This is a genomic window from Tissierellales bacterium (genome assembly GCA_025210965.1).
Lineage (GTDB): Bacteria > Bacillota > Clostridia > Tissierellales > JAOAQY01 > JAOAQY01.
The window spans coordinates 1-23,840 of the sequence record JAOAQY010000094.1; the positions used below are offsets into that span (position 1 = coordinate 1).

Annotated in this window: 25 protein-coding genes and 1 other annotated feature; of the genes, 1 reads left to right on the forward strand and 24 read right to left on the reverse strand. The window is 32.9% G+C overall.

Annotated features, from left to right (window positions below; translation table 11 throughout):
• From N4A40_07085 to N4A40_07110, 6 genes are all read right to left on the reverse strand, one after another.
• Nucleotides 1-1,244, reverse strand: a 1,244-nt coding sequence (locus N4A40_07085) for a cell wall metabolism sensor histidine kinase WalK (GenBank protein ID MCT4661612.1), incomplete at its 3' end; no start/stop codon positions are given.
• 51 nt (nucleotides 1,245-1,295) lie between these two features.
• Nucleotides 1,296-2,015, reverse strand: a complete 720-nt coding sequence (locus N4A40_07090; GenBank protein ID MCT4661613.1) for a response regulator transcription factor — start codon at nucleotides 2,013-2,015, stop codon at nucleotides 1,296-1,298.
• 82 nt (nucleotides 2,016-2,097) lie between these two features.
• Nucleotides 2,098-4,023: a selenocysteine-specific translation elongation factor gene (gene selB, locus N4A40_07095; GenBank protein ID MCT4661614.1), complete on the reverse strand. Its 1,926-nt coding sequence runs from the start codon at nucleotides 4,021-4,023 to the stop codon at nucleotides 2,098-2,100.
• Between the two features lie 22 nt (nucleotides 4,024-4,045).
• A complete protein-coding gene (gene selA / locus N4A40_07100) occupies nucleotides 4,046-5,452 on the reverse strand; it encodes an L-seryl-tRNA(Sec) selenium transferase (protein MCT4661615.1) in 1,407 nt (468 codons plus the stop codon).
• Nucleotides 5,453-5,535: 83 nt separating this feature from the next.
• The gene (gene selD / locus N4A40_07105) at nucleotides 5,536-6,576 is read right to left on the reverse strand and encodes a selenide, water dikinase SelD (GenBank protein MCT4661616.1); all 1,041 of its coding nucleotides are present in this window, start codon (nucleotides 6,574-6,576) and stop codon (nucleotides 5,536-5,538) included.
• An 11-nt stretch (nucleotides 6,577-6,587) separates the two neighbouring features.
• Nucleotides 6,588-7,178, reverse strand: a complete 591-nt coding sequence (locus N4A40_07110) for a DUF655 domain-containing protein (protein ID MCT4661617.1) — start codon at nucleotides 7,176-7,178, stop codon at nucleotides 6,588-6,590.
• A 124-nt stretch (nucleotides 7,179-7,302) separates the two neighbouring features.
• On the opposite strand from N4A40_07110, the gene N4A40_07115 reads away from it, so the two are divergent.
• Nucleotides 7,303-8,610: a D-alanyl-D-alanine carboxypeptidase gene (locus N4A40_07115; GenBank protein MCT4661618.1), complete on the forward strand. Its 1,308-nt coding sequence runs from the start codon at nucleotides 7,303-7,305 to the stop codon at nucleotides 8,608-8,610.
• Between the two features lie 128 nt (nucleotides 8,611-8,738).
• On the opposite strand, the gene N4A40_07120 is transcribed toward N4A40_07115, so the two are convergent.
• The 18 genes from N4A40_07120 to mreD all read right to left on the reverse strand — a co-directional run bounded on the left by N4A40_07120 (nucleotide 8,739) and on the right by mreD (nucleotide 23,840).
• Nucleotides 8,739-9,395, reverse strand: coding sequence for a PAS domain-containing protein (locus N4A40_07120; GenBank protein ID MCT4661619.1), 657 nt, complete (start codon nucleotides 9,393-9,395; stop codon nucleotides 8,739-8,741).
• A gap of 18 nt (nucleotides 9,396-9,413) precedes the next feature.
• Complete coding sequence (gene rsfS, locus N4A40_07125; protein MCT4661620.1) at nucleotides 9,414-9,767, reverse strand: ribosome silencing factor; 354 nt, start codon at nucleotides 9,765-9,767, stop codon at nucleotides 9,414-9,416.
• Nucleotides 9,767-10,348, reverse strand: a complete 582-nt coding sequence (yqeK, locus tag N4A40_07130; protein ID MCT4661621.1) for a bis(5'-nucleosyl)-tetraphosphatase (symmetrical) YqeK — start codon at nucleotides 10,346-10,348, stop codon at nucleotides 9,767-9,769. The genes rsfS and yqeK overlap by 1 nt, the downstream gene beginning before the upstream one ends.
• A gap of 2 nt (nucleotides 10,349-10,350) precedes the next feature.
• On the reverse strand, nucleotides 10,351-10,959 hold the full coding sequence (nadD, locus tag N4A40_07135) for a nicotinate-nucleotide adenylyltransferase (protein MCT4661622.1): 609 nt from the start codon (nucleotides 10,957-10,959) through the stop codon (nucleotides 10,351-10,353).
• Nucleotides 10,960-10,972: 13 nt separating this feature from the next.
• The gene (yhbY, locus tag N4A40_07140; protein ID MCT4661623.1) at nucleotides 10,973-11,269 is read right to left on the reverse strand and encodes a ribosome assembly RNA-binding protein YhbY; all 297 of its coding nucleotides are present in this window, start codon (nucleotides 11,267-11,269) and stop codon (nucleotides 10,973-10,975) included.
• Nucleotides 11,270-11,281: 12 nt separating this feature from the next.
• Nucleotides 11,282-12,562 carry a GTPase ObgE gene (gene obgE / locus N4A40_07145; GenBank protein MCT4661624.1) on the reverse strand — a complete coding sequence of 427 codons (1,281 nt, stop codon included), beginning with the start codon at nucleotides 12,560-12,562 and terminating at the stop codon, nucleotides 11,282-11,284.
• A gap of 63 nt (nucleotides 12,563-12,625) precedes the next feature.
• Complete coding sequence (rpmA, locus tag N4A40_07150; GenBank protein MCT4661625.1) at nucleotides 12,626-12,913, reverse strand: 50S ribosomal protein L27; 288 nt, start codon at nucleotides 12,911-12,913, stop codon at nucleotides 12,626-12,628.
• 3 nt (nucleotides 12,914-12,916) lie between these two features.
• Nucleotides 12,917-13,243: a ribosomal-processing cysteine protease Prp gene (locus tag N4A40_07155; GenBank protein MCT4661626.1), complete on the reverse strand. Its 327-nt coding sequence runs from the start codon at nucleotides 13,241-13,243 to the stop codon at nucleotides 12,917-12,919.
• A gap of 4 nt (nucleotides 13,244-13,247) precedes the next feature.
• Nucleotides 13,248-13,559 (reverse strand): 50S ribosomal protein L21, encoded by a 312-nt coding sequence (rplU, locus tag N4A40_07160; GenBank protein MCT4661627.1) that lies wholly within the window; start codon nucleotides 13,557-13,559, stop codon nucleotides 13,248-13,250.
• A gap of 10 nt (nucleotides 13,560-13,569) precedes the next feature.
• Nucleotides 13,570-13,645 (reverse strand) — a sequence feature (ribosomal protein L21 leader region).
• Between the two features lie 25 nt (nucleotides 13,646-13,670).
• The gene (locus tag N4A40_07165; protein ID MCT4661628.1) at nucleotides 13,671-15,098 is read right to left on the reverse strand and encodes a ribonuclease E/G; all 1,428 of its coding nucleotides are present in this window, start codon (nucleotides 15,096-15,098) and stop codon (nucleotides 13,671-13,673) included.
• A gap of 9 nt (nucleotides 15,099-15,107) precedes the next feature.
• Complete coding sequence (locus tag N4A40_07170) at nucleotides 15,108-15,803, reverse strand: TIGR03936 family radical SAM-associated protein (protein MCT4661629.1); 696 nt, start codon at nucleotides 15,801-15,803, stop codon at nucleotides 15,108-15,110.
• Nucleotides 15,796-17,643 (reverse strand): TIGR03960 family B12-binding radical SAM protein, encoded by a 1,848-nt coding sequence (locus tag N4A40_07175; GenBank protein ID MCT4661630.1) that lies wholly within the window; start codon nucleotides 17,641-17,643, stop codon nucleotides 15,796-15,798. Before N4A40_07175 ends, N4A40_07170 begins: the two co-directional genes overlap by 8 nt.
• Before the next feature lie 129 nt (nucleotides 17,644-17,772).
• Entirely contained in the window at nucleotides 17,773-18,168 is a 396-nt protein-coding gene (locus N4A40_07180) for a methylglyoxal synthase (GenBank protein MCT4661631.1), read from the reverse strand.
• 11 nt (nucleotides 18,169-18,179) lie between these two features.
• Nucleotides 18,180-18,443, reverse strand: coding sequence for a cell division topological specificity factor MinE (gene minE / locus N4A40_07185; GenBank protein MCT4661632.1), 264 nt, complete (start codon nucleotides 18,441-18,443; stop codon nucleotides 18,180-18,182).
• A 14-nt stretch (nucleotides 18,444-18,457) separates the two neighbouring features.
• Nucleotides 18,458-19,252: a septum site-determining protein MinD gene (minD, locus tag N4A40_07190; GenBank protein ID MCT4661633.1), complete on the reverse strand. Its 795-nt coding sequence runs from the start codon at nucleotides 19,250-19,252 to the stop codon at nucleotides 18,458-18,460.
• 28 nt (nucleotides 19,253-19,280) lie between these two features.
• The gene (minC, locus tag N4A40_07195; protein MCT4661634.1) at nucleotides 19,281-19,934 is read right to left on the reverse strand and encodes a septum site-determining protein MinC; all 654 of its coding nucleotides are present in this window, start codon (nucleotides 19,932-19,934) and stop codon (nucleotides 19,281-19,283) included.
• 23 nt (nucleotides 19,935-19,957) lie between these two features.
• Nucleotides 19,958-23,332 carry a penicillin-binding transpeptidase domain-containing protein gene (locus N4A40_07200; GenBank protein MCT4661635.1) on the reverse strand — a complete coding sequence of 1,125 codons (3,375 nt, stop codon included), beginning with the start codon at nucleotides 23,330-23,332 and terminating at the stop codon, nucleotides 19,958-19,960.
• A gap of 4 nt (nucleotides 23,333-23,336) precedes the next feature.
• Nucleotides 23,337-23,840 carry a rod shape-determining protein MreD gene (gene mreD / locus N4A40_07205; GenBank protein ID MCT4661636.1) on the reverse strand — a complete coding sequence of 168 codons (504 nt, stop codon included), beginning with the start codon at nucleotides 23,838-23,840 and terminating at the stop codon, nucleotides 23,337-23,339.

A 23,840-nucleotide genomic window follows, 5' to 3' on the forward strand; every position in this document is an offset into this window, starting at 1 on the left:
CATCCATTGTCTTCTATTTTGATAGCTGCAAAATCATTTTCTTTATAGAGCTCTACTTTTATTGCACCCTCTTCTTGAGTGTATTTGATAGCGTTGTGAAGTATGTTGATTATAGATTGCTGTATTTTATCAGAATCTAACCTGAGCTGCAATTTATCTTTTTCTATAAATGTTATGCTCATTCTCTTTTCTTCAGCTAATGGACGTAATCTTTTTATTATTCTTCCAACTAAAAAATTTACATAAGTCGGTTTAAGGTTTACATCTAATTTTTTCTTATCTAAATCCACTAATAGCAATAAATCAGTTATTATATTATTCAATCTTTCAACTTCACCATCTATATCTTTCATAAATTCTCTATAAATCTCTATACCTGCTGATTCATCTTGAATCAAACTATTTGACAGGAGTTTTATAGAACTGAGAGGTGTTCTAAGTTCATGCGATACATTAGCAACAAAATCTTTTCTCTGAGCATCAACTTCACCAAGCTTTACACTCATACTGTTAAATGCACTACTTAGAAGACCAAATTCATCACTACTGTGTGTTTCTATTTTTTGTGAAAAATCGCCCTGAGACATTTTATTTATCGCTTGTATCATTCTATTTATTGGTTTAGACAAGTAATCCGCAAATCCAAAGCCTATTAAACTTATAAAAACCAGACCTATAAGTGATATAAGGTTTATTAAATCCTGTACCTCTTCTATGTTCTTTTTTATATCATTTAACGATGTGGATATAAATGTAACTCCTATAACCTTGTTATCAAGTCTAATTGGTACTGCAAGATACATTACTCTTCCAAACTCTTCAAATTCATGAGTTTCTACAGTAGTATCTCCTCCAAGTGCTTTTTTTATCTCGTCATGTTTTAATAACTTACCTTCTATTATTTGATTAGAATCTTTCAGTACTCTACCATTTTTGTCTAGTATGAGAACTCTAGAATTTAAGGTTTCTCCATAGCTTATTATTTGGCTACTCAAAAGTGCAAACGAATAATTTTGCTTTGGAATATCTATAAAGTACTTCACACTATTACTTATTACGTTAGCTTCCGAAAGAAGAGATACTTTTTTGTTTCTCACATAGGTTTCTTCCAAAGTACTCGCTATAAAAATATTTAATATGACTACAAAGAATAAAATAAGTAGTAAATACGTCGATATGAGTTTCCATCTTATACTCATAAATTTACTACGCTGCATACTTTCTATTACACTATTTCTATTCATAACCTTCTCCCAATATTTTATTTAAAGAAAGCGGCCAAATGGCCGCTCATACTATCTAATTCTAGCTTCTTCTTTTCCACCTCTAAAGTAATAGCCTACGCCCCACTTTGTAAGTATATATTCTGCCTGACTAGAATTTTCTTCTATTTTCTCACGTAAACGTCTTATATGGACATCCACCGTTCTCAAATCTCCAAAATACTCATATCCCCAAATTGTTTCCAATAACTCTTCTCGAGTAAATATCTTACCAGCATTTGTTGCAAGCAGTACAAGTAAATCAAATTCTTTTGCTGTTAGATTTACGTTTTTACCCTTTAAAGCCACCTTTCTTCCAAGTGTGTTGATCTTGAAGTCTTCTACTTCTATTACTTGATCTCCTATGGATATATCTTTTGGCTGAGCAGTTCTTCTAAGTATTGCCTTTATTCTAGCTTTTAATTCTAAAATATTAAATGGCTTAGTCAAATAGTCATCTGCACCAAATTCCAATCCCAAAATCTTGTTCATATCTTCTGTTTTTGCAGTAAGCATGATAATTGGAACATTTGATTTTTGTCTAATTTGCTGACACAAATCAAGTCCATCTATCTTTGGAAGCATAACATCTAATATAATCAAGTCATATTTGTTATTCAATGCTTTTTCTAAAGCTACCTCACCATCGTAAGCAACGTCTGTTTCATAGCGTTCTTGCTCTAAACTATACTTTAGGCCCTTTACTAATAATGTCTCATCATCAACGATGAGAATTTTTGTCGGTTCACCCATGATTTCACCCCACTTTAGTCTATAATTACATATTATCATAATCTCGCCAATGATTAAATAAAAATCGAATCAAGATTTGTAATTAAGACTTTACATTTTCGTAAAGTTTTCTAATATCTCCTTCGCGAATTGTTATCTTTTGGCTATCTAAGAATTCCAAAAATGCAACAGCATATTTACGACTTATTCCTAGTTTATCTCTAAATTCAGCCATAGTAATTCCACCATTTTCTGAAATATGCTTCTTCAAGTACTCTATTGCCTCATCATAGTATTTTTTATGATAAGTAACTATATTAGAAACTTTAATTAATGTTCCTTCTATAAGCATAGCATTATATATTTCGTTTACCAATGGTTGTTCTTTTTGACTATATGCTTCTATTATCTCAAAACTATTTTTTGGAGCATATGCTCCCTCTTCAAATTCTTTTGAAAGCGCATTGTATATTGCTCTCGATTCGTCATCATAGCTTTTCTCGAAATCATAAAGAGCTATAGCCTTGTCTTTCACCTTGATTTCTGATTTTGATTCAAGTAATTGAATAAACACATCAAATACATTTGAATTGACATTTTGAAAATATTTGCTTCTCATTTCTTCTTTTATAGCTCCATCTCTAAGTGGATAATCTCTATGAAAATCACTTAAGTGGTCTTTTAATTGTTGCACTAGCATCTGATATGAACTATCTGCTATATAATAATTTTCACTATATACTTTTAATTCGTGAATTTTATTTTCTTCTTTCAGATCACTTATATCTGCTTCTAGAATTTTATTTGACTGACCTAATTCAAGAGCTAGTGTTTTCATAGTAGCAAAATATCCTTTAGATTGCTTTATTTTATTTAAAACTAACTCATTGGAATCACCGGTTTCCATAAGTTCTATTTCCTTTAATGCATTTTCATCAAAGCGCTTTCGCTTTGGGGGATTTGGCTCTATTATAACACCTCCACCAATAGTATCCATCGGTGAATAAAATCTTAGGACAAATCTATCTTCTTTTTTCGCTACAATCTCTTCTTCAAGTCTAAGCTGTACATAAGCCTCTTCACCAGGCCCTACATATTCTCTGTCTAATACTACCGCTCTACAAAGCACTTCCCTCGCACCATGATACAATCTAAGTCTCGTTCTATTTTCAATAATTCTTGGAGCGTCTTTTAACATCTGAACTTTGACATCTAACATCATAGTATTAGTAAATGTCTTTGGCGGTGCCACAATATCTCCTCTTTCAATTTCACTTTTCTTGATATTTGAAAGATTTAAAGCAACTCTCTGTCCTGCATGAGCTTCATTAGACGCCTCTCCGTGAACTTGAATTCCCCTTATTTTTGTAGATTTACTCGCTGGATATACACTTACCTCATCCCCAACTTTAAATGTTCCCGATATAAGAGTTCCAGTTACTACAGTTCCAAATCCAGTAATTGTAAATATTCTATCTACCGGAAGTCTTGGGATACCTTCATCGCTCTTAGCTTCTATTTTTTCACTCATATCTGACAATAATTGTTTCAGTTCAGCTATACCTTCTCCTGAAACCGAATCAACTGACAATATTGGTGCATTTTCCAAAAAAGTACCTTCTAGTGAATCTTTTATATCTTCTTGCACTAATTCTAACCAATCTTCATCAACTAAATTCTTTTTTGTAAGAACTACTATACCATGATGTAATTCTAACATGTTTAATATATCTAAGTGTTCTTTTGTTTGCTTCATTATTCCTTCATCAGCAGCTATCACTAGCATTACCATATCCATGCCACTTACTCCAGCAAGCATGTTTTTTAGAAATCTCTCGTGACCTGGAACATCTACGATTCCTGCTTTAGTACCATTTTCTAAATCAAAATAAGTAAATCCAAGTTCTATAGATATACCTCTTTCTTTTTCTTGTTCTAAACGATCAGTCTCATGACCTGTAAGTGCCTTTATCAACGTTGTTTTACCATGATCTATATGACCAGCCGTTCCTATTATAAAGTTGCTCATTTATTCACTCCTCTACGTCATCTTATGCTTTTTTCAAAACTTCTTTAAATGTCTTTGCAATATATTCAAATGAATTAACGTCAATAGTCCTAACATCCAATAGCAAACGATCTTGATAAACTCTAGCAATAATGGGTACTTCTACATTACGAAGTCTCTCTTCTAAACTAGCCACACTTATCTGACTTGGATTTATTTCTATAGCTTTAGTAGCTAAACGAGAAAGTGGCATAGCGCCTCCACCTATTTGAGACTTTTGATCAACTATTCTAAATTCTGCATCTACATTTTCGCTTTTTAGCGTATCAAACAATCCATTAGCTTTATCTTCTAGTTCTTCCATCGTCATAGTTGCCATTTTCATAGTTGGTATCTGCTCTATAACTTTCTTTTCATCTAGATATAATTTTAATGTTTCCTCTAATGCTGCTATGGTAAATTTATCTATCCTCACTGCTCTAGTAAGCGGATTTTTCTTCATTTCATCTATATAACATTTTTTCCCTACAATAATTCCCGCTTGTGGTCCTCCTAAAAGTTTATCTCCACTAAACGAAACGATTTCTATTCCTGCCTTTATAGATTCTTGAACCGTTGGCTCATGTTCAAGACCATATTTTTCTAAATTCAGAAGAACTCCACTTCCGATATCTTCTATTACCGGAATATCATGTTTTTGACCTATCTCAACAAGTTCTTCAAGTGATACTTCATCTGTAAATCCCATTATTCTGTAGTTACTTGTGTGAACTTTCAATAGTACACCAGTTTCTTCTGTAATCGCTTTCTCATAATCTCTAGCATGCGTTTTGTTTGTAGCTCCCACTTCTACGAGCTTTGCCCCACTTTGTTCCATAACTTCAGGTATTCTAAACGATCCACCTATTTCAACTAATTCGCCTCTAGAAACTATAGCTTCCTTACCTTTAGCCATAGTACTAAGTATAAGCATTACAGCAGAAGCATTGTTATTTACAACCATAGCGGCTTCTGCTCCTGTTATCTTTTGAATAACTTCTTCTACATGGCTATATCTAGAGCCTCGCCTTCCAGCTTCTAAATTATACTCTAAATTTGAATATGATCTAGCCACTTCCGCTACTTTCTCAACTGCAGATTCTGCCAAAAGCGATCTTCCTAAATTCGTGTGTATTATTGTTCCAGTTGCATTTATAACTTTTTTAAGATGTGAATCATTTTCCTTCAATATATCTTTTTCTATAACTTGAGGCAAATTTCTTATCAATGCTTCTAGCTCATCTAAATTTACTTCATCATTTTTTATCTTTTCTCGTAATCCATCTAACGCTTTACGAATCATTTCCATAACTGTTACTCTTGGACACTCTTCAAGGCAAGCCTCTACTCTAGTATCTGCCAATATTTCATCCACTTTTGGGATTTTTTTAAACAATTCCCCTTTATTCATGAAATTCAACACTCCTCATCAATCTACTACTTAGTCAATTAATTAACGACTAACTAATTAGCTATCAACTAATAAACTACTAACTAATCAACTACTATATAATACTCTTGCTTATCCGTTACCTCTCCTATAACTGCGTAAGGCGTAACATTAGCTTCAAGTTCTTTTAATATTTCATCTTTTTTCTCTGCTGGTAATGATATCAATAATCCACCTGATGTTTGTGGGTCATACATACAATCTACCATATTTTGAGCAACTCCATCTTTTATCAATACTTCGTCTTTTATATGCTCCATGTTCGCATAAGCCCCAGCTGGTATTATACCCATAGAAGCTAATTCTAATGCTCCGTAAATCGTAGGAATACTTTCAGTATGCAAATGAAGTGTTTTTCCACTTCCTTCCGCCATCTCAAAAGCATGACCCATAAGACCAAATCCAGTAACATCTGTACAAGCATTTGCTCCTACCTTCATCATAGCGTCTTTAGCTATCTTGTTCAAAGTTCTCATAGAAAGTATTGCTTCTTCATACGATTGCTTTTCAGCCATATCTGCTTTAAAAGCAGTATTCACCACTCCAACTCCAATTGGTTTTGTAAGAACCAATATATCTCCTGTTTTAGCACTAGAATTTTTCATAACATCGTCTGGATGTATGAACCCTGTAACAGAAAGACCAAATTTAGGTTCTTTATCCTCTATAGTATGTCCACCAACAACCATAGCATTCGCTTCTCTTACTTTGTCATGTCCACCTCTCAATATGCCTTCAATGGTAGATGCACAAAGATCTTCTGGAAAACAAACTATATTCATAGCAAGCAGTGGATCTGTACCCATAGCATAAACATCACTAAGAGAATTTGCCGCTGCTATTTGTCCATATAAATAGGGGTCATCTACTATAGGTGTAAAGAAATCTACTGTAAGAACTACTGCTGTTTCATCATTTATTTGGTATACAGCCGCATCATCAGATGTTTCTATCCCAACTAACAATCTATCATCTTTTTGATTCTTTGGTAATTCACATAACACTTGAGCCAGAACATCTGGCCCTATTTTAGCAGCTCAACCCGAACTTCTAGTCATTTCCGTTAATCGCTTTTGTTTTTCCATTTTAAACCACCTCAAATTCTAATTAGAGACTTCATTTTTTCATATGTTTTGTCTCCAATTCCCTTAATTAATTTTACTTCATCTATACTTTTAAATTTGTGTTCTTTTCTATATTGTATAATGAGCTCAGCTTTTTTCTCTCCCACTCCTGGAAGTTTCTCGAGTTCAGCTTTAGTTGCTACATTAATGGATACCTTGCTTGATTTTACTTCATTATTACTTTGCATACTCACTTCACTAGATTTAGATATCTGTCCTGCTTCTGCTATTGTTATTTTTTCTTCATCTTGAACTACTCTAGCTAAGTTTTCAGATTCTCTATCTGCATTGTATTCAAATCCCCCTGCGCTTTCAACAACATCCATCAAACGGCTTCCTTCATCCATTTCATAGACTCCAGGATTTTTCACACACCCACATATATGAACAAAAATTTTAGATGATTTTTCAGATTCTGCTTCACCATTTAAACTCAATCTCTCAAAATTTTCTTCTAATTCAAATTGGTCATCAGAATTAAAATTCATCCAACATCCTATAATAAAGAAAATACCAACAACTACTAGTATAAACAACTGCTTTCGTTTTGTAAAGAATGACATGTAACCGCCTCCAATATATGTTTTTATTATATTTTTTTATAAAACCATTGTAATTTCAACGAAATACTTAAAAAATCTATTTTTTTTTGATATACTAATTGAGTTAAGGATTTTAAATGAAGAGGTGACAATTTTGTACTTTAAACCAACTATTAAAAAGAAAACTATTTTTGTTCTAATTTTATGCAATTTATTCTTGCTTTCCTCCTTTGCATTCGCTGCAAAACAACCTAGTATTGTAGGAGAGTCCGCAATATTAATTGATAAAAACTCAGGTCAGATTCTATTTGAAAAAAATTCAGATAAAATCATGTACCCTGCAAGTACTACAAAAATAATGACCGGAATATTAACTCTAGAACTTGCTAACTTAGACGATAAGGTTGTCGTTGATGAAAAAACACCTTATGAAATATCCGGTAGCCATATCGCTCTAGAATCAGGTGAAATAATAACTATCAAAGATCTATTGTATGCAACTATGATAGAATCTGCTAATGACGCTGCTGTCGTTTTAGCTAAAAAAGTAGGCGGAAGTGTTGAAAGTTTTGCAAATTTGATGAATGAAAAAGCAAAGTCTTTAGGGTTAGAACATACAAATTTCGTAAATCCAAACGGACTTCCAAATCCGAATCACACAACAACTGCTCACGATTTAGCATATATAATGAAATACGCTACTGAAAATGAAATGTTTAAATCGATAATTTCCAACTATACCTACACTATAAATCCTACTAATAAAAAGGATGTACCTAGGTATCTTAAATCTGAAAATAAAATGCTCTATGGCAAGGGAACTGGGAACAAAATAGATGTCAACGGTTCTACTAAAGATATTTACTATCCTGGTATAATGGGTGGCAAAACGGGATACACTCCTGAAGCTAAGTCCTGCTTAGTTTCATATGCCAAAAGAGGCGATATGGAATTAATTTCGGTAGTTCTAAAGTCTTCTGGCAAAAATATCTGGATAGATAGTCATAAATTATTAGATTACGGATTTGATAATTTTAAAAGCACCACGCTTGCAGCCAAAGGTACTTATCTAAAAATGTTGCCAGTTACAAATGGTGTCTTTTCGCAAGTACCTGCTGTAATTAGCCAATCTTTTTCAATCGTTCTGCCACCGGATCAACTAGAATCAGTCAAAACAGAGCTGATATTGAGCGATAGTATAGATGCTCCAGTTTACGATGGTCAAATTTTAGGTGAGCAAATATATACTCTAAATGGAAATTCTGTTGGTAATACTAAAATTATAGCTGCTCAAAACATAGATAGAAAACCCGAATCTAAAACAAAAGAAGAAGGTCCCAAAATATCAGTATCCAAAACACTGTTTTATTCATTAATTGGCTATTCTTGTTTCATAAGCTTGCTAACCATACTTAGAATTCGCAAAAGACTAAAACAATTAGATGATATGTAAAAAAGAAGAGAGCTCTTAGCACATAGCGCTAGTAGCTCTCTTTTTTTCAATTTTGTTTTAAATTTATCATTTAGCGCTCAATACAATTATAGCACTCTAAAATGATTTTAACATATCTATTTAAAAATTTAATATTTTTCGTCTCTAATTTCATCTAGATAGTTGTATATTGTATATCTCGAAACACATAGTATCTCTGCTATATAGTCAACTGCACCTTTTATCAAAAACATACCTTTCTCATCTAATTGCTTTACAATCTGAACTTTTTCTTCTTTGTTGAGGTATGCTATTGGTTTTCCAAATTCTGCAATTACTCGCTCTACTACATTGTACAATATGTCATTTATATTGCTTCCATAAGTTTCATCAGCCTGGGGACTTTCTATTTGAGGCTCTACTGTGATTGCCATATCATCAATAATATTTTTTACCAAAAGCAATTCAGTAATATCCATATTTATACAAAGACAACCAATGACCTTACCCTCTAAATCTTTAATAAAAAAAGTAGAGGATTTAAGCGTCCTACCATGATTCGTAATAGTTTTGTATTTGATAAGACCCTGCTCATACTCCTTGTTTCTAATAGCTTTGAGCCCCATTTCAGTCATAGGTCCACCAACTTTTCTATCGGTCACATGACCATTTGAAATAGCTACTATAGACTTTTGTGGATGTTCTAAGTCATGAAGTACCACTTCACAATTCTTTCCGATAGTATTGGCCAATCCTTCAACAAATGGAATCAAATTTTTCAAAATTGGATTTATCTCTTTGTTCAATGAAATTCCCCCTTTAAACTATTGTACTTCTATCAAATCTTCAATATCTATCTTAGTTGCTTCTTTCCAAAGCTCATCTAGACCATAAAAAGATCTTGCTTCTTTTTGGAATACATGTACTACTAAATCACCATAATCTAATAATACCCAATCTCCCTCTCTATGACCCTCTTTTCCTATAACAAAGTGCCCTGATTTTTCTAATTGATGTTCCACTTCTTCTGCAATTGCCATAACTTGTCTATCAGTATTTCCACTTACAATTACAAAATAATCTGCCAAGCTGCTCATTCCTTGTAAATCTATGGCATTCATGTCAAATGCTAATTTTTTGTCAGCAGCTTTTACTGCCAATTCTAACATTTCCTGCATTAATTACTTCCTCCTTTTACAATCAATTGATTACGCGCTTTTATAGTATCTATGTGTAACAATTGTCTTCTCTCTATTACAAATTTAATAGTTTCATCCATCGCCATAATCAAACTATCCTCTAGCTTTCCTTCGAATGCTAGTTTTCTAGCTTTAGCACAAGCTTCATGTTCTCTAGATGGCTCTATATAGTCAGCTAAAAAAACTATCTTGTCAATCATACTCATGTCTATTTTTCCCGTAGTATGAACTCTTATGGCTTCTAATATTTCTTCATCATGGATATCAAATTCTACGCTAGCCATAGCTGCACTTAGCTTTCCATGTGCCAACTCTGCAGATTGAATCTCGTATTGATCCAATTCAATATTATATTTTTCTAGATACTCCATGTATTTTTCTCTTGGTTTTATTTTACCCAAATCATGTAGCCATGCTGCTATCTTAGCTTTTTTCAGATTAAAATTATAATAATTCGAAAGTTCCTCAACTGTCTCTACAACAGAAATTGTATGTTTATATCTCTTATTCCCAATTAAATTAAGTAACATTTCCTTTTGCCATTTTTCTATGGAATTCACTATCATTCATCTCCATAATAAGAATTTTTTAATATATACTCTCTAACTGATTCAGGCAATAAGTATTTAATCGATCTATTTTTATTACAGCGCTTCCTAATAATCGTAGATGATATATTTATGCCCTCAATATTTATTAAATGAGATTCTATAGAATAGTTCTTATTTAATTTGTCCTTAGCGCAAACTAGTTCATTCTGATTGTAACCTGGTCTTGCAACCACTATAAATTCGCAATAATTGTGAACCTCTTCAATTCTTTTCCACTTTTCTAAATATAAAAAAGCATCCGCTCCCAAAATAAAATACCATTTTACATCCGGTCTATCTTCATGTAGTGACTTTAATGTATCTATGGAGTATGAATAACCAGTTCTATCAACTTCTATCGAGCTTACACTAAAATAGTCTGTTGTTTGAACTGCTAACTTCGCTAATTGGTAACGGATCTTTCCATCTAGTATATTCGCATTTGATTTATGAGGAGGTGTTCCAGTAGGTATGAATAGTATTTCATCAAGATCATAGACGTCTTTCACTTCTTCAGCTATAAATAAATGTCCAAAGTGAATCGGATTGAACGTCCCCCCCATAATACCTATCTTTTGCATATGCTCACCTTCTTTATTTTTTAGGTAAGTCTATAGTTTTTTTCTCACGTGATTCTTTATACAAAACAAATTTATTTCCTATACTCTGTACAAACTCACTATTTGTTCTATCCGCAACCTCTTCGCATGCTTGTTTTGCACTCAAAAAGCTACTATCTAAAACCTTTACTTTTATAAGTTCTCTTGCCTCTAATGCATCTCTAATTTGTTGCAAAAAAGGATCTGTAATCCCATTTTTACCAATTTGGAAGATAGGATCAATATTGTGAGCTAATTTTCTCAAATAGCTTCTTTGTTTTCCAGTTAACATGTTTTTCCTCCTTTATTCAAAGAAGTCAAACTCCATACCACAAATATCTACTGTGGAATCTTGTCCAGCTCCTAATTCTCTAAGCGCTTCAATAAGTCCAATGTCTCTAAGTCTCTTTTGGAAATAACTTACCGAATCGTAATCACCAAAATTTGTAGAATTTAATAAATGCTCTATCCAATCACCTTCAACATAGTAAATATCATTTTCAAATTCAATCTCATATTTTGGTTTCTCGTTATCTTCAAGCATCAATTCATATTCGTCAACAACTTCAAATATAGGTTCCAAATCACCAACTTGAGAAAGTTCTTGCCAAATCGTATATTTTAATTCCTCTACACCTTTCATAGTAGCAGCTGACATATAATATACTTTGTATCCTAATGCCTCTATTTTCTCTCTGTAGTAAGCCAAAATCTCATCATCGTCCATTAGGTCTGTTTTATTAAAAACAACTATCTGCGGGCGATTTGCTAAGATTTCATTATATTGCTTTAGCTCATCATTTATTTTTATAAAATCTTCGTAAGGATCTCTGCCTTCATTTCCCGATATATCAAGAATATGAACTAAAAGTCTAGTTCTTTCTACATGTCTCAAAAATTCATGACCTAATCCAACACCCTTATGAGCTCCTTCAATAAGTCCTGGTATATCTGCTATAACAAAACTTTTTCCGTCTTCAATCTTTACAACACCTAGATTCGGAACAAGGGTTGTAAAATGATAATCTGCAATCTTTGGCTTAGCTGCAGTAATTGTAGATAAAAATGTTGATTTACCAACATTTGGGAATCCAAGCAATCCAACATCTGCTATCATTTTAAGTTCTAAAACAACAGTTCTTTCCTGTCCTTTTTTACCAGCTTCAGCAAAGTTAGGAGCTTGTCTAGTCGAAGTTGTAAAGTGAATATTTCCTCTTCCACCACGACCACCTTTTGCCACAACGAATACCGAATCATCATCAGATAAATCTGCTATAATTGAACCTGTACCTGCATCTCTTACTACCGTTCCTTTAGGCACTGGAATAATCAAATCAGTAGCATCTTTACCATATTGTCTTTTTCCTCTACCTATTTCACCATTACTTGCTTTAAATTTCTTTTTAAAGCGAAAGTCAATTAGAGTATTTATACTTAAATCTACTTTTAATATGATGCTTCCACCACGACCACCATTACCTCCAGCTGGCCCTCCGGATGGCTCATATTTTTCTCTTCGCCAAGCTACGGCTCCATTACCACCATTGCCGGCACTCAAATCGATTTTTACCTTATCGATAAACATAGCCTCACCCTTAATTTCTAAAAATTTAAAAGAAGCCTACCATTACTCTGGTAGGCTTTCTCATTACATTGCTTCGTTAGGATATACGCTTACTCGCTTTTTGTTTTTACCCATTCTTTCGAATCTAACGATTCCATCAGCTGTAGCAAACAATGTATCGTCACCACCGCGACCTACATTTGTTCCTGGATGAATCTTAGTTCCTCTTTGTCTGTAAAGGATGTTTCCGCTCTTAACGAATTGTCCGTCAGCTCTCTTAGCACCTAAACGTTTTGACTCACTGTCACGACCGTTTTTAGTACTACCAACACCTTTCTTATGTGCGAATAATTGTAAGTTTACTTTAATCATATCTTACACCTCCCTGCTCTTGAGAGTTATATATTCTGGATAACTTTCGAGAATACTTTCAAATCCAACAGCTATCGTCTCAAGTACGACAGATGCTTCTTTGCAATTCTCTAAAGTCTCTTGTTCTAATTTTAACAGAATATAACCTTCATCAATCTCGTAAGTAATAGAACACTCATACCTGTCTAACAAAGTATTAATACCAGTATAAGCTAATATTGATACAGCCGAACAAACTATGTCTTGTCCGGATTCTGCATAGCCAGCATGTCCGCTAACTTCATACCCGAAGACTTGATGATCATGTTTTAATAATTCGACTCGAACCATAATACTAACCGTTGATCTTGTTGATCACTACTTTTGTATAAGGTTGACGATGTCCTTGTTTCTTTCTGTAGTCTTTCTTAGCTCTGTATTTAAATACGATAACTTTTTTGCCTTTACCGTGTTTTTCTACAGTTGCATCTACATTAGCGCCATCTACATATGGCTTACCAACTTTAACGTCTCCGTTTTCAGAAACTAACAATACTTTGTCAAATTTAAAGTTTTCACCTTCGATTACGTCCAATTTTTCAACGAATAATTGATCGCCCTCTTGAACTCTGTATTGCTTTCCACCTGTTTCAATAATTGCGTACATTCAAAACACCTCCTCTAACCAGTCTCGCCAAAATTCAGGTACTGCCTAGCAGTTTTAAACCCAATCTGTGCGGCTTACAGCTATAGATGATATCAATTTTAGCAAACTTTGTCAATACTTTTTAGCAAATTTCTTTGTTTTTACTTGAAAATATGGCTTTATTTCATCAAAATCGAATACCAACTCTGTTTTTATGTCATATTTTTTTTCAATATCACATATTATTCTATTTAATTCTACTTTACATTTTTCATATTTAGGTGCCATTCTTAGCAAAACACAACTTGTATTTGTAGATTTAAAATACTTCCTATATTCATTCTCTATACCTATCATTAATCTTCTTATACTATGATGACTACTTTCTCTCTGGCAGGCAGCACATCTCATTTTATATTGTTTCTCTAATGGATTATAATTCCGCTGCCTTGAAATTTCAGCAAGCCCTAGCTTAGTAAATCCCCAAAAATTAGATCGCAAACAATCTTTTTTCAGCTCTGACTTAATTAATTTACTTAATTTATTTTTTTCAGAGTCACTCATTTTCATAAAGTCTATCAGAATCATCCCTGATAAATTTCTGAGAATAATTTGTCTAATACTCTCTACTGCAGCCTCTTCATTTACTTCAAATTTGAGCTTATTATCTGACTTATTGGTTTTAATCTGACTCTTTGTATTTACATCTATAACAGTCATCGCCTCGGTTTTTTCAATGACCAATTCGCCACCATTTTTTAGCTTTACACTAACATCTAGTAGCTCCTCTATTTGCTGATTTATAGCATATCTAGAACTCAGAAATTCTTGACCTTCATAGTATTTTATTAATTGTGGATTGCAATAATTTATTCTCAAATTCCACCTACAAAACTCATCATATAATTCCCGATCTTCAATTAAAATCGATTCTACTTTTTCTGATTCATAATTTTTTATTATATCCCAAAAATATTCCTTCGAACGTCTTATCAAACATGGTTCATAACCTTTAGTCATGTTTTCATTTATTCTGCTAAATTCGTTTTTCAAAAACTCTATCTGCCCATCGAACTCATCACCCGTACATTTATCAACGCCAGTTCTAAGTATGATATCATATCCAGTGATATCATACTTTTGCATTTTTTCTTTGAGCTTTTTTCTTATTTTAGTATCATTTATTTTTTTAGATATATTAATTTGTCCAGTTCCATTGTTAATCAAAACCATTTTCAAATCTCTTATTTCACTATACATGCTAACTCGCGGACCTTTATCTCCTATAGCCTCTTTGAGCACCTGCACTTGCAATATCTGTCCACGTTTTAAACTCGTACCATTTGGAATATCATCCATTCTCAAGAATGCATTTTTACCTAGTCCAATATCAACAAACGCCGCATCTATTTCAGGAAGAATAGCTTCTACTCTGCCTTTAAATATATCTCCTACCATAGGTGTTTCATTTCCTATAATTTGATAATTGCACAGCCTATTTCCTTCTAATATCATCAATCGATATTCAAGCAATCCTTTTTCAATAAATATAGTATTCATACATTTCTCCTAAATAGGTTTTACTCTCTTATCATCTTTTTCTATAAACAATTCAAGTCGCTGATATTCTATACTAATTAAATCTAGCTCTAAATTTTCCACTTCATTCATCAGTTCAACCATTTTATCGGGTTTTAGATTTCCTTCGCTACCAGTTCTGACAAGTGTTTTTAAAACTACAAATTCGCTATCCTCTACTACTAGTTCTATATTTTCTATATACGGTCTAATGTTTATTTCTCTCTTAACAATTTTCTTTTTCTTCTTTTTGACCTTTGTATATGATATATCTTCTCTCTTCATGAAGTCATTTATTACGTCCATCATAGGTCTTTCTATTTTCTCTTTTATGCAAATCAAATAGCTTCCCCATCGTATTTGCCCCATTATAGGTTTTTCTTTCTCGTCAATTATTTCTCCAGCTATGAATCTTAAGCCTTCAGGCAAATAAGGATTTATTCTATCAATATAGTTTTGAGCAGTCAGCTCATCTTTCATATCTATATCCATATACTCACTTTCAATAGTAAGTCCTAGAGGAACTGCTGTTGAAAATGACATAAGTGGATGCGGATTGAATCCTTGACTATACTCTACCTTCATTCCAGCTCTTTTCATAGCTCTTTGAATAACTCTCATCATATCAAGATGTGATATATAAATCATATCTTCTTTTTTAAAAAATTTTAATCTCAATTTAGACATTGCACACACCACTTCCAAATGTTTTTGTTATACCGCAACCATGACATTGCTTCCTACAATCGCATGTTAATTCTTCAGATTTACACTTCTCATTTTCTCTAATCAAAAATTCCTTCGATATCCCCGCATCAATAAAATCCCAAGGTAAAACTTCATCATACGATCTCTCTCTATTAGCATAAAAACTAGTATCTATATTAAGTTCTTCAAATGTCTCCATCCATAATTTATAATCAAAGAAATCTGCCCATCCATCAAACTTACAACCTTTTTCCCAAGCTTTTATAAGCGCTTCACTGAGCCTTCTATCTCCTCTAGCAAATATAGCCTCTAAAAAGCTCACTTCAGCATCATGTGTACTAAATGATATTTTGGGATCTCTAATTGCACTTTTGAGTGCTCTTTGCTTTTCTTTGAATTCATCCATTGTATTTTGACCATGCCATTGGAATGGTGTAAATGGTTTTGGTACAAAACATGATGCACTTGTTGCCACTCTAAGATTACCCTTACGTTCTTCTCTAGGTATTGCAAAGAATAAATCTTTGACTTTGTATGCCAAATCTCTGATACCCATTACATCATCCATAGTTTCAGTTGGCAATCCAATCATGAAATAAAGTTTGATGCTTGACCAACCCATTTTAAATGCTTGATCTGCTGTCTTTAATAAATCTTCTTCTTCTATACCTTTATTTATTGCATCTCTAAGCCTTTGACTTCCTGCTTCAGGTGCAAAAGTAAGACCTGTTTTTCTTACTTTTTGTATTTCCTCTAATACATCAAATGCAAAGTTGTCTAGTCTAAGCGACGGAAGTGATATACCAGTATTTGTTTTTTTCATTTCCACCATTAAATCTTTGACTAAAATTTCTACACACGAATAGTCACTTGTAGATAAAGACGAAAGTGATAATTCTTCAAAACCTGTATTTTGTAGTAATTTTTGTACCTTAGCTTTTATTGTCTCTACATTTCTCTCTCTAACCGGTCTATACTGCATACCAGCTTGACAAAATCTGCATCCTCTTGTACATCCTCTAAAAATTTCAACCATGGTTCTATCATGTACTGTTTCAACATAAGGAACTATAACCTTCTCTGGGAAATAAGCTTCATCTAAATTTTTCACCATAGCTTTTTTTATTCGAGCTGGATACTTTGCATCTTTTGGTAGAAATTCTTTAATTGTTCCATCTTCTTTGTACTCTACATCATAAAATTCGGGTATATAAATACCATCTAATCCAATTATAGCTTCGTAAAAAGCTTTTTTAGAAAATGAACCTTCACGCTTCATCTTTCTATATATCATTAGCAATTCTGGCAATACTTCTTCTGAATCACCAATCAAAACCACATCAACTATTGCTGCTAATGGCTCTGGATTAAATGCACAAGGTCCGCCTACCATAACTATAGGATCTGTCTCTTTTCTCTCTGACGATCTAACTGCAACTTGAGCTAAATCTAGCATATTTAATATGTTTGTGTAACTCATTTCATATTGTAATGTAAATCCAATAAAATCCATATCAATCAATGGCGTTTTGCTCTCCAATGTATATAATGGAATATTTGCATTTCTCATCTCTTTTTCCATGTCAGACCAAGGTGTAAACACCCTTTCGCAATAAACCCCATCCATATCATTTAACATATTATATATAATGTGAAGTCCCATATGAGACATTCCAATATCATATACATCTGGAAATGCAAAAGCATATCGTATATCTACATCTTTCACATTTTTTTTAAATACATTTACCTCTTCACCAATATATCTTGCTGGTTTTTCTACTTTTAATAAAATATCTTTTACCTTATCTTTAATCACTCTTAATCACCTACTATTTCTACTCACAAGCAACATTAACGTTCGATCATTTGTTAAATAAAATTTTTCACACCCTTCATTATAGCATTTTTTGTGTTTTAACTACAACAAAAAAAATAGAGCTACGCTCTATTTTTTATTTTTTCTCCAATCTAAATAACCTACATCCATGGATTTTATTAAAAGTTCTGCCGTTCCAGGGTTTGTAGCTAACGGAATATTGTGCACATCACACAATCTCATCAAAGCCAGAATATCTGGTTCATGTGGTTGTGCTGTAAGTGGATCTCTAAAAAACAATATCATATCCATATCATCAGTAGCTATACAGGCTCCTATCTGTTGATCTCCACCTAAAGGTCCTGATAAAAATCTCGTTATCTTAAGATCAGTAGCCTCCATAATCCTAAGTCCTGTAGTTCCTGTTGAAAACAACTCGTGCTGATTTAATATATTTTCGTATGCTATAGTAAAATTAACCATCTTGTCTTTCATCTTATCATGAGCTACTAATGCTATTTTCATAAAAACCCCCACTATTTCATTTTCTTTATAGGAATATTAGCAACTAATGCCTGAACTGGCATATTGTCACTTTCTCTTCTCGTTCTAGTAAATTGTAGGTTGAATTCACTTTCATCAACTTCAACATATTGACTAACTACACCTAACATCTCAGCTCTTATCTTGTCCATAAATTGAGGTGAGATATTTGTTCTATCGTGAATCAAGACCATCTTCAATCTCTCTTTTGCAACATTTTTGCTTTTTTCTGGCCTAAACATCTTAAATAGATCCATTTGATCTCCCTCCTTTATTTCTTAGCAAAAAGCTTTTTTATTTTATCAAAAAAGTTTTCCTCTGTAGTTAAATCTAAAAGAGGCACTTCCTCACCAGTAATACGCCTAGTTATATTCTTATACGCTCTACCCGCTAAGGCCCCTTGATCTGCAACTATTGGCTCACCTTTGTTTGTAGATATTACAATAGCCTCATCATCTGGAACTACTCCTATTAAGTCAACCGCCAATATATCTAATATATCCTCAACATCCATCATATCTCCTCGTTTTACCATATCTGGACGAATTCTATTTATAACTAATTTATGTTCTGAAATGCCTGCTGAATCTAAAAGACCTATTATTCTATCAGCATCTCTTACAGCTGATACCTCTGGTGTGGTTACTACTAACGCTCTATCAGCTCCAGCTATAGCGTTTTTAAACCCTTGCTCAATGCCTGCTGGGCAATCTATCAGTACATAATCAAACATAGTTTTAAGCTCATCTGTCAATAACTTCATTTGTTCTGGACTAACTGCAGTTTTATCTTTTGTCTGAGCTGCAGGTATTAAATAAAGTCCTTCATGTTTTTTGTCTTTAATCATACCCTGCTTTATTTTACAGTTTTCTTCAACTATGTCAACCAAATCATATACTATTCTGTTCTCAAGACCCATTACAACATCCAAATTTCTAAGTCCAATATCAGCATCAACAACTACTACTTTTTTATTTAAAAGTGCTAAACCTGTACCAATATTTGCAGTCGTAGTCGTTTTACCAACCCCGCCTTTACCCGATGTAATAACAATGACTTCGCTCATTTTAATCCCCCATTTACTTTTATCTTTTTTACTCAGCTTCAATCATCACTTGATTATCTTCAATCCTCGCAATTTCTGGCCCTTGCGGGACAAAATCGTCATCAGAAGATATAGCTATCAAATCCGCAATTCTAAGTTGTATTGGTTGCAACAATTTAGAATACACAATGGCATCTCTATTGCCTTCACAACCAGCATGAACAACACCCCTAAGGTTTCCATAAATTATGATATTTCCTGTAGCTGTAATTTCTGCTCCAGGATTTACATCTCCAAATACTATTACTGAACCATTATAGGTTATACTTTGTCCAGATCTCATAGTAGCTTTAACAAACAATGTATAATCCTCTTCGATTCCTACAAATCTATTTATGGTATTCATTCCAACTTTTTCTTCATGATCAGAGGATTCTTCTGAAGCTATTTCTGTTTTTTTCTCGTCATAATACTCTACAATAGCACTTAATTTCTCCGAAAACAATTTTTCCAGCTTTTCTCTTTGTACTTCGTCAAACAATCCATTTCTAATACTAATCTTACTACAATCTTGATAAAATTCATAATATTTTTCCAGCTTTTCCTCAATTTCATCGTAAATCACATTAAAATCATCCGTCGTCGTTTTTAAGTAAAGACCCTCTTTAATATTTCCTTTAAAACTAACTTGTTCTTTTACCATATTTTTCCTCCGCATGCCCTTATTTATTTTTCTAAGCTTGCTTTAAAATCAAAGCCGGATTCCTTATAATTTAGTCCCAAATATTGAGCCATTATATCCCTGCTCATAGGACCTGCTGAACCACCATGTCCCGCTTGGAATATAACTGTTGCAACAGCAATCTCTGGATCATCGTATGGTGCAAATGACACAAACCAACCATAACTGTCATAGCTTTCTCCAGTAATAGGATTAATACCATCTTTTTCTGCTGTTCCAGTTTTAGCAGCAACTTCAACTGGGAAATTTCTAAATATACTTCTCGCTGTACCATCTGTCGTAACTTTATTCATGGCTTTCTTAATTATATCCAAATCTACCCTGTTTGAAACTTCAATTTGATGAGCTTCATCAATTGGTTCATCCAGTTTTTTTCTATTTTCAAAATCTTTAACCACATCTATAGTACTAACTTTATGTCTCAATCCATCATTCGCAAGCGTTGCTATATAATTAGCCATTTGAATAGGAGTATATGCATTTTCTCCCTGACCAATACTAACATTTAATGTGTTCGCTTTTCTCCATCCTGCGTCATATAAATATCTATACCTTATTGTATCTGCAAGACTGTTTTCTTTTCCATTTGATTTGTCCGGATTTAAGCCCAACTTTTTTAATTCCTTATATACCGTGTTATAACTAGGTGTTTTTTCAAGTTCTGCCCAGCCTGAAATCTCTTCTATAATCTTCTTTCTATGCTCTTCAGAAATTTCTTCATCACTTATTAGATAAAACTCAAGATTTTGATTTAAAAAATTAGCAATTTTTCGTTTACTATATAGTGCTTTAGTAACTGGATTTGGAACTCCACCCGATCTCTCATTAGGTATATTAATTTCAATTCCAGTTTTATCATTTAAACCAAACTCGTTCGCTATTTTAATTATATCATAGATGTTTACATTTAATCCAAGTTTCTTTGAAGTTCTCATATTTTCTCCAAGAACTACTGTATAGAAATAATAGTTACAAGATTCCTGTATCGCTTTAATCATATCAGTAGGCCCATGCATTCTTCCATAACCATTCCAGTACCAGCATCCAAATCTTGAATTACCATATTCTATATATCCCAACGAATTAATTTTTTGATAAGGATTCATACCCTTATCAAGTGCTGCTACTGCCGTAATCATTTTAAATATAGATCCAGGTTGTATTGCTGTTTGAAGTGCTATATTGTAAAGTGGTCTAGGAGCCATAACATCTTTATCTTCCTTTGGCAATAAGCTGTTCCAATTTTTGGTAGTTATTCCAGTCGCAAATAAATTAGGATCATACGCTGGATAACTAGCTAAAGCAAGCACTTTACCCGTTTTTACATCTATAGCTACCGTTGCTCCAGATGTTGCATTTTTAAAATGCTCTCTATCCCTTGCATAACTATAGTTTCCCCAAACACTCTTGTATTCTGTTTTTGCCTGAATAGTGTCTAATGAATGTTTTAAACTTTCTTCAGCAACTTGTTGTAACTTTCCATCAATACTCATATAAACATTGTTTCCAGGCGTTGCATTCTCAACAGACTTCACATCTATTATATTTCCTCCGATATCTACCTCTACCTGTTTTTTACCATCTGTTCCTTTGAGCCACTTTTCATAGCTTTGTTCTATTCCAGTTTTACCAATAATATCATTTGGTGTATATCTTCCATCTCCATTTTTTATATATTTATCAATCTCTGATTGCTGAGATATTTTTCCAAGATATCCTAGCAAATGAGCTGCTGTAGTCCCTTCTGGATAATACCTAATAGGTTCAGCAGTAACCTTTACTGCGGGGAGAGCCATTTCATTTTCCATAATTCGTGAAACCGTAACATCTTTTACATCATATGATATATTTATTGGATAATACGCTAAGTATCCAGTTTTTTGCAATTGATCTATACCTGTAAATATCAATCTTTTCTCATACTTACTCAATGATTTATCTATATCATAATAGTCTTCACCAGAAATAATTTCAAAACTTTCTTCCGCTGTAGCTGTCTCACTTACTTTTCTATAAAGTGACGTCCAATTATTTTTTTCTAATATCGGCACGTAATTCCATTCCTCCGTAGATTCATTTGAAATAGATATTCTAGGATTAATTCCTTTATTGAGCATAGCTTTTTGCGCATAAAATTTTATCTCTGAACTTGCAACAAAGTCCTTTAATATTTCTTTTTCTTTAGACATTAGCAATATCGCATCAATAGCACTTGTATCAACATTTAGTCCAGCTTTAATCAAAAAATTACGCTTTTTGCCATCTATAAATTTAAATGCAGGACGTCCATTTATGTCCTTTCCAAGTTCTATTGGAATATTTTGCTCTTCTTGCAATTTTTTGAGTAATTCTTCTCCAACAAGAATTTCTTTATCGTTTTTCGTAAGCATCAACTCGTATATACAACTATCTAAAACAATATTATAAAAGTCATCAACAGCAATACTATCCATTGTTATTTTAGAATGATTAGCCATCAATGTTCTTTTAATCTGTCTATACTCCGAATCGTAATCATATGAGTACTCAATAAGTTCAAAATCTTTATCTAAACCATTGCTTTGGAGTATCTCAAAAACAAATTTCCTCATTATCGGATTTTCAAGCGTAGATTCTAAAATACTCTTCTGAGTTTCTATTGCCTTTATTATCACTTCTTTGGGGTCTCTCTGCGTTATTCCTTGTTTCAAACAAAACAAATTAAATGCTTCTTGATCATCTATGGCAAACTGAGTTTGGAACTCTCCAGAATCAACTTTTATACCCGAATTTCCAAGTTCATTTTCAACAACATTAAACAACTCTCGGCCTGCAGAATACTTGTACTTACTTGTTTCTGTATTGTGAGTATAGTAATTATCTATCAGTTGATTTAAAAGCTTATTTTCAATGATTATTTCAGCTAACTCTCTTTTGATATTTAATCCACTTTCTGTTACTGTGTTTTCTTCATCGGTATTAGCATATTTTTCTTCTATATAAGCAGTCCTATCTCTGATTTCTATTACATTTAAGTCTATTGGAAACTCATCAATATAGTGTTCTCCTTCTTCTTCAAGTATAGTGTATAGTTTCAACAGTATCTCATTTTTTCTGTTTTTTTGTATTTCATCTTTTGCAATTTGTATAGTAAAACTAGTTTTATTTCCAGCTAACAAACGTCCATATCTATCTCGAATTTCACCTCTAGCCGCTTCTATCGGTACCGTTTTGAGACGCTTTCTCTCTGATTCAGCTCTATGTTTTTCGCCTTCTACTATAGTAAGATTAGCTAATCCAAACGACAAAAATATAATAACTAGAAAAACAAACAAAATCATAATATTATATCTATCTGTTATCTTCTCAACAATTTTCATCCCATCACCTATTTCTAGAAAATTTAAGCGAATTTTCTCTGTAAATTTTTGCAATAATTCTGTATAGTACAAGCGTCCATATGACATTTAGTGCACATTCGATAACGCCTACTTCACTTAAAAATAATATCAAATTAAACTTTACCCCTTGAAAAAACATAGCAAAAGCATAACTAATATGATAAAAAAACGTACTGATCGCCACATAAATTACGGCTATAATGCTTAAATCAACTGGTAAATTTTCCTTATACTTCATTACTATATATACAATCGCAACATATATCAAAATATTTATCCCAATACCTCGTCCGTACAAAAGGTCTTGTAATAATCCGATAAATATAGCCATTGTATAACTAAAATTTTTGTTCTTTATCAATGCAAAACAAACAACAAATACAAGAGCAGTATTAGGCGATACACCTAATACTGTAAAATCCCTCATAAATGTTGTTTGAATTCCAAAGTTAATTACAGCAATCAACAATCCTATCAAATAATCCAT